Below are 4,899 nucleotides of genomic sequence, written 5' to 3' on the forward strand. Positions count from 1 at the left end.
GAAAGACACTAAGGAAATGGCTCATTTTAGTCATGTTCAGATTTCCAATTGGACTAAACACGACACCTATTGGCTACTCAGTTTATTTGGTACGGCCGTTGGGGCTGGCATTCTATTTTTGCCAATCAACATTGGGTTAGGTGGTTTCTGGCCATTAGTGTTAATGGTCTTACTCGCTTTTCCGATGACTTATCTCTCTCATCGTGGTCTTGCTCGTTTTGTTCTCTCATCGCGCCGTCCTAATGCCGATTTTACCGATGTTGTTGAAGAACACTTTGGCCAAAGGGCTGGTCGCTTGATCTCTTTGCTGTATTTCCTCTCTATTTTCCCAATCTTACTGATTTACGGTGTAGGTCTAACTAACACGGTTGATAGCTTTTTGGTTAATCAAGCGCAGATGGTCGCTCCCCCTCGGGTGCTACTTTCTGGTGGCTTAGTCTTTGCGTTAATTGCCATTATGCTGGGTGGCGAGAAGATCATGTTGCGCGCTTTTGCTGTTATGGTTTATCCATTGGCGGCTATTTTATTATTTCTCTCGCTCTATTTGATCCCGTATTGGTCAGTGCCGTCATTAGTCTTGCCGCAAACGAGTGATTTCTTACACACAGTGTGGTTAGCCATTCCTGTCGTGGTGTTTTCTTTTAGCCACGCAGCGGCGATCTCAAGTTTTGCCAATGTTCAACGTCGTCATTATGGCGCGCTAGCGGATAAAAAATCAGAGCAGATTCTGCGTTACACCAGTCTTGTATTGATTCTGTTTGTCTTGTTGTTCGTGTTCTCTTGCGTATTGGCTTTATCACCAGAGGCATTGCAAGAAGCAAAAGTGCAAAATATTTCAGTGCTGACTTACCTTGCCAATGTCACAGATAATCCCTTTATCGCCACTCTAGGCCCTTTAGTGGCGTTTATTGCCATTACCTCTTCCTTTTTAGGGCATTTCCTTGGTGCGCGAGAAAGCCTGACTGGATTGCTGTGTAAAAACTTTGGCCTGTCATTGCGTCTTGCTGGGCGACTCACCATTGCGATTTTGTTTGTCACGATTTGGATTGTCGCGATACTCAACCCCAGCATTCTGGGAATGATGGAAGCGTTTTCAGGCCCCGTGATCGCTATGATTCTGTTTATTATGCCGATGATTGCTGTATTCAAAGTGCCATCGCTGGCGAAGTATCAACAGCAGATGAGTACACCCTTTGTCATGGCAATAGGGTTATTGGCGGTATCGGCATTGCTTTATAATTTGCTCAATTAAATCAGCCATTGGCTCCGTCACTGGAGCCAAATCAATTACTTGATTTGAGCTTTTGTTATTTGAGGTTGTGCATTATTGAGCGTTGATGCTACCTCCAGAATATCTTGCCACTCATTGTAAGCTGATTGGTACCAAACTTGCTCCAGAATGACCGCTTGTGAATCTTGTGCTTTGGTAAGGTTAGAAACGACGTTGTTGGTTTCATTGTATAAACTGAGCACCGTGGTTTGTAGTGTATCTAAGGATCGGCTGATCGCCGCACAATCGTTGTTAACTTGATCGACACTTAGCAATAGGGCATTGAGAGACGCGATTTGTTGTTGATCTTGAGAGAGCGTTTGTTGATCGTGGTTGATGGTATTTAAAGATGATTGGATATCGCTTTGCAGGCTAGATATTTCACTTTGTGCTTCTACAATAGAGCTAACACCAAACCCTGCCAATATCAAAGAACCTCCCAGTGTAAACGGAGCAAGCACCACGCCAAAAATCGTTTCAAATATCCCTTTCTTACGCTGCGATTGAGCATTCGCAATGGCGGTTTTAAATGCTGCTATCTGCTGTTTCATTAGATCAATTTGGGCGTTAGTGGCGATAATTTCTGCTTGGATGGAAACTTCTTCTTGCTGGATCTGTGCAATAGTTTGTTGCAATGTGTTATGAGCATCTTCCACTTGGCGAGCCCAAGCATTCAATCCCTCATCATAACGTTTTATATTTGATGTAAGACTTTGAATCGGATTTTGTAATGTTAAGATTAATGAAGTGAGCTGCTTTAGTTGAGCGGCGTCAAAACGGGTTTCTAGTGCTTTGAATAAGGTTAAAATTTGAACATTAGAATCTTTGAATGTATTCGCAATGGAAAGAACACTGTCCATAATGTCATTTGAAAAATATAAATTACCACTCAAACGCCATTGTCGTACCAGTTTTTGCACCGCATTTAAATTTTGTTCTACCTGAGCATACCAATGTTCTGCATTGCCTTGATCAATATAAGTTTCAACAACGCCTTGGCATGCAGAATTTAGTAACACCATAGCGCTAATAGATGCAGGAATGTCGGTTTGAAGTTGCTCGCTGGCTGATTGATTCATGATGGTCCTCGAAAAAGAATAAAAGGGGGCATAACCCCCTTTAGTAATGTTTAAGCTGCTTGTTTTACTGCAGGTGCTAACTCTTTCGTTTCGATAGCTATTTTTGCGCTAGCTAGCTGTTTAGCAAGTTCAACCGCATCATCCCATTCGTTTTTCGCTGCGTCAGACATCACTTTTTCCATAATAATGCTCTGCATGGATGCACCATTATTAAGCTTGGTTACTACATCATCTAACTCGTTGCCAAAGACAGTCCACGTCGTTTCAAAATCAGATAATACTGATGTCGATGTTTCAATCGCTGAAACGACGGCGCTACTGGCATTGGAAAGCCCTTGTAAAGCGATAATCTGTTGCTGATCTTCAGCTTTTTGTTTTTGTTCTTGCGCGATGCTGTCGTAGTCATCATCAATTTGATTTTGTAATACGCCCCACGTAACGCCACCAGCAATAATCGATGCCGCGCCAACGGCTGCGATACCGCCGGAGACTACAGCTGCGGTGCCAGCGGTTGCGACGGTAAGCGCAACGCCTGCGACGAGCATAAAGATGCCAACACCAACCGCAACTTGTGCATAGACTAGATCTTTATTCAGTTTCTCAATGGCTGCACGATTGTTGTCTATTGCGTTATTCATACTTTCAATATCTGTTTGTAAATCGATAATTGTTTTTTGAATATTGGTCGCACCATTGACTAAGTCATCATGTGCTGCTTGCATTTTCACCCCCCAATCAGAGAGTTCCTTATTCATCCCTTTGACTGTGGCTTCGATACCGCTGACTTGAGAAGATAGGGCGGTCATAATCTGTGAAGCTTGCTGAACCGTCGTATTGTCTTTGCCACTTGCTGTTGGATCCGCTTTATATAACTCATGAATGGCATCGATTGATGCTTGGAAAGTGGCGTCAAAATTAATTACGCTGGAGGGAATCGATGCTGATACTTGTGGTCCCAAATCGTCAATCCATTGCTTAGCAACCAATTTTGCTGAGTCTAACTTTTTACTCAGGTCATCAAACCAATCTGGTTTTACCGTAGGTGGCGTAAATTGTGTGTTTAAAATGGCATGGCACTGCGCTGTGATGACTGTGGTTGCCAAAAATGCAGATTGAGTGGTTTGCTGTGTTGGGTTCAACTGAGTAACTTGTTGTGACATTGTGTATCTCCTTTACTGTTCTTGAATGGTGTTATTTAGTGTGTTGACTAAAACGGGTTTTCCAACGTTTGGCGGTAAACTAATGAGTTGCACAAATTCTGAAATAGTTTTCCATGAGGCTGAAGCAATCTTGATGGTTTGCAAATCAGTCAATAGGGCAGGGTCTGAACCGCTTTGTAAGGCGTTGATCAGTTCGTTTACCTTGTCTAATTCGTCTTGCCATAACAATGAAAGTGCTGGCAAGCTATCATCAATCTTTAGGAATTCTTCGCTCATGTTGCTGAGGGTTTGAATAATGGCTTTAGTAATGGCAGCCGCTTGTGCTTCTTCACTGGCTAGTGTTTGTAATTGAGTGAGTTTGTCTAAATCTTGTTGTACCTCTTTCGCGCTCGATATTGTGCTGTATGCACTGTAACCAACCGTGAATAGCGCACCAGCAAAGGAAAGGAATGGCACAGACGTCGTTGCTCCCATTACGACACCGTAGGAAATAGTGACCATACTTTGTATGTAAGCTTTTCCTGCTCTTAATTGGGCCGCCGTGACATTGGCTCCTAAACTGGCAATGGATTGCGATAGAGAGCCTATCTCTGTTGCAATGCGTACCATTGCTTGTTCTTCGCTCGCAAGTTCATTCCAGCCATCTTGAATGCTGGATGCGAGCAGCTCCTCTGCATTTTTCGCTTGGCTGTAAGATTTCGTGAAAACTTGCTGAGCTTCATTTGTTAACGTGATATTTTGCTTTAACGTTTTTTGCAATAATTGTAAGCATTCAATCCATTGCTTCGTACTTGTTATCGCCTTACTGTTTTGTGCGCAGGCATCGAACGTGGTCTGATAATTAATAAACGATGTAATAATTTGCGCAAAAATTTTAGGCTTTTGCTGCATAAACTCATTCATTACCGCTCTTAAGATCTCAGTCCTGCTTCGAACTTCTACGAGCCAGTTTGGATCTTTTGCTACATGGCCAATAAAGAGAGAGTTGCACGTTGCATCGTAGTTACTAATACCTAAAAAATCAGTATATACGTCGGTCAGCATATTTAATGCGGTATCAACATTTGGGCTTAACATGAGTTCGCCCTCTACAGTGAAATAACGAGGAAAGGATCAAACGTTAATCTTGCACCATCAATAGACAAGGTCGCATTGTATTGTTGTGTGCTGGCTTGTCCTTGCGCTTCAACTCGGCCTTCCCAGAATTCATCACCGCTTAGTCCTTGCTTAGTGGGTATACAAACTCTGTCATTTATCATTTGCCCATTAAACTCGACAATATCAACTTCATTGTCTGGTGAAATAGCGACAACTCGCCAGCATAATAATTGGCCGTCTTTACAGGCTGTTTTTAACTCAGCTTGGCCTTCATTACCCGAGCCCATATATT

The 4,899-nt window shown here is 42.7% G+C and carries 5 protein-coding genes; 1 reads left to right on the plus strand and 4 read right to left on the minus strand.

Annotated elements, in window-relative coordinates; translation table 11 throughout:
- Positions 1 to 16 precede the first annotated feature (16 nt).
- Entirely contained in the window at positions 17 to 1,252 is a 1,236-nt protein-coding gene (locus tag B9J87_RS07345; RefSeq protein WP_094149993.1) for an aromatic amino acid transport family protein, read from the plus strand.
- 35 nt (positions 1,253 to 1,287) lie between these two features.
- Here B9J87_RS07345 and makE read toward each other — a convergent pair whose 3' ends face one another.
- The 4 genes from makE to makC form a co-directional block, all read right to left on the minus strand.
- Positions 1,288 to 2,349 (minus strand): alpha-pore-forming cytotoxin subunit MakE, encoded by a 1,062-nt coding sequence (makE, locus tag B9J87_RS07350; RefSeq protein WP_019283034.1) that lies wholly within the window; start codon positions 2,347 to 2,349, stop codon positions 1,288 to 1,290.
- Positions 2,350 to 2,399: 50 nt separating this feature from the next.
- Complete coding sequence (gene makA / locus B9J87_RS07355) at positions 2,400 to 3,509, minus strand: cytotoxin MakA (RefSeq protein ID WP_000082912.1); 1,110 nt, start codon at positions 3,507 to 3,509, stop codon at positions 2,400 to 2,402.
- A gap of 12 nt (positions 3,510 to 3,521) precedes the next feature.
- Entirely contained in the window at positions 3,522 to 4,586 is a 1,065-nt protein-coding gene (makB, locus tag B9J87_RS07360) for an alpha-pore-forming cytotoxin subunit MakB (RefSeq protein ID WP_013868235.1), read from the minus strand.
- 11 nt (positions 4,587 to 4,597) lie between these two features.
- The coding region (makC, locus tag B9J87_RS07365) for an alpha-pore-forming tripartite toxin MakABE regulator MakC (protein ID WP_254918108.1) at positions 4,598 to 4,899 on the minus strand (302 nt) is incomplete at its 5' end.

The organism is Vibrio sp. V19_P1S1T109 (assembly GCF_002241375.1).
GTDB lineage: Bacteria > Pseudomonadota > Gammaproteobacteria > Enterobacterales > Vibrionaceae > Vibrio > Vibrio anguillarum.

Excerpts from the sequence above, each read along its gene's own strand:
- B9J87_RS07345 (WP_094149993.1), top strand. The coding sequence starts at position 17 with ATGGCTCATTTTAGTCATGTTCAGATTTCCAATTGGACTAAACACGAC.
- makE (WP_019283034.1), bottom strand. The coding sequence starts at position 2,349 with ATGAATCAATCAGCCAGCGAGCAACTTCAAACCGACATTCCTGCATCT.
- makA (WP_000082912.1), bottom strand. The coding sequence starts at position 3,509 with ATGTCACAACAAGTTACTCAGTTGAACCCAACACAGCAAACCACTCAA.
- makB (WP_013868235.1), bottom strand. The coding sequence starts at position 4,586 with ATGTTAAGCCCAAATGTTGATACCGCATTAAATATGCTGACCGACGTA.